2 protein-coding genes are annotated in these 1,341 nt (G+C 40.8%); both read right to left on the bottom strand.

The features are described from left to right. Positions 1 to 52 precede the first annotated feature (52 nt). Positions 53 to 967 carry an IS3 family transposase gene (locus tag G4407_RS16090; protein WP_173689683.1) on the bottom strand — a complete coding sequence of 305 codons (915 nt, stop codon included), beginning with the start codon at positions 965 to 967 and terminating at the stop codon, positions 53 to 55. Then, positions 964 to 1,248 (bottom strand): transposase, encoded by a 285-nt coding sequence (locus tag G4407_RS16085; RefSeq protein ID WP_005612369.1) that lies wholly within the window; start codon positions 1,246 to 1,248, stop codon positions 964 to 966. Before G4407_RS16085 ends, G4407_RS16090 begins: the two co-directional genes overlap by 4 nt. Between the last annotated feature and the right edge of the window lie 93 nt (positions 1,249 to 1,341).

The following is a 1,341-nucleotide window of genomic DNA, read 5'->3' as shown; positions in this document are numbered from 1 at the left end:
TGGTCCTATGTCAAGATTTAGTACAAGTTAAAATGAGAAATTTCTCCCCATTTTAACCTGCCAGAAGCTCAGCCTCAGTGTGCGTTCTTTCATACACTCGTTCGAATTCGTTTGGCGACATATAGTTGCAATGGCTATGAATTCGTTTCGTATTGTAGAAAGCTTCCAGATATTCAAAAATCAACTGGTAGGCCTGCTTATAGTCGCGAATTTTAAAGCGATTGAGCCATTCACGTTTGATAATAGAATGAAAGCATTCAATGCATGCATTATCCCACGGAAAAGCTTTCTTCGAATAACTGCGCTGCATATTTTCGGTTGCTTTTTTATATTCCTTTGCAACATATTGGCTGCCACGATCCGAATGGATAATTAATGGTTGATCGATATTTCGGCGAGCTTTGGCTTTGTTTATAGTATCAATCACGTAAGATACTTCCTGTGTTTCTGAAAGCGTCCAGGCTATGATTTTTCTGGAAAATAAATCCATAACACTGGTCAGATAGACAAATCCATCTATTGTCCAGATGTAGGTAATATCCGAACACCAGACTGCATTCGGACGATCAGGATTAAATTGCTCATCAAGGATATTTTGTAATTCAGTGCTGAAATCGGAATCTTTTGTGGTGATCGTCCATGGTTTGCTCCACTGAGCACGGATCCCCATTTGGCGCATATATGTACCAACGGTTCTTTCCGAAATGACTTCACCAGTTTTTCGAAGTTCTACAGTGATTTTCGGAGCACCGTAGTTCTGCTTGGAATCATCATAAATATCCTGTATTTTTGCTTTTACAGCTTTACGACGTTTTTCTGTATCAGAAGGTACGTGGTGGAGCCATGCAAGATATCCTGAGCGAGAGACACCTAAAAATTTCAACATTCCGGAGACGGAAACCCGGCGTCCAGCCTTTTTGGCAGCTTCCGTCTTCTCAGACACTTCAAGATAAATGGCTTCCGTCATTTTCCCAGAATGTTGATTGCTTTTTTTAACACATCAAGTGCATCTTGGGCATCGCGTAATTCACGTCTGAGACGGGCAATTTCCTTCTGCTCATCAGATGCATAATTACCAGAACCACGTACAGGAATATCACCTGATTCCCGGAAGTCTTTCAGCCATTTTGTTAATGTGCTGTATCCGATGCCAAGATTTTCTGCACATCCACGTACTCCGAGATCTTTGTGATCCTGATAGTACTGGACTGCATCAAGTTTAAATTGTTTGTCATGTTGCTTTGCCATATGAGCTCCTCCTTCAGCATGCCTCTATTGTATCATGCTTATGTGTATTTGGAATTTCTCATTTTGGCTTGTACTATTTATATTCTAGCACCA

Source organism: Allocoprococcus comes (genome assembly GCF_013300725.1).
GTDB classification, from domain to species: domain Bacteria; phylum Bacillota; class Clostridia; order Lachnospirales; family Lachnospiraceae; genus Allocoprococcus; species Allocoprococcus comes_A.
This window is presented reverse-complemented; position numbering and strand designations above follow the sequence as displayed.

What these genes read in the sequence shown, in the direction of transcription:
- G4407_RS16090 (WP_173689683.1), bottom strand. Translation starts at nt 967, where the DNA reads ATGACGGAAGCCATTTATCTTGAAGTGTCTGAGAAGACGGAAGCTGCC.
- G4407_RS16085 (WP_005612369.1), bottom strand. Translation starts at nt 1,248, where the DNA reads ATGGCAAAGCAACATGACAAACAATTTAAACTTGATGCAGTCCAGTAC.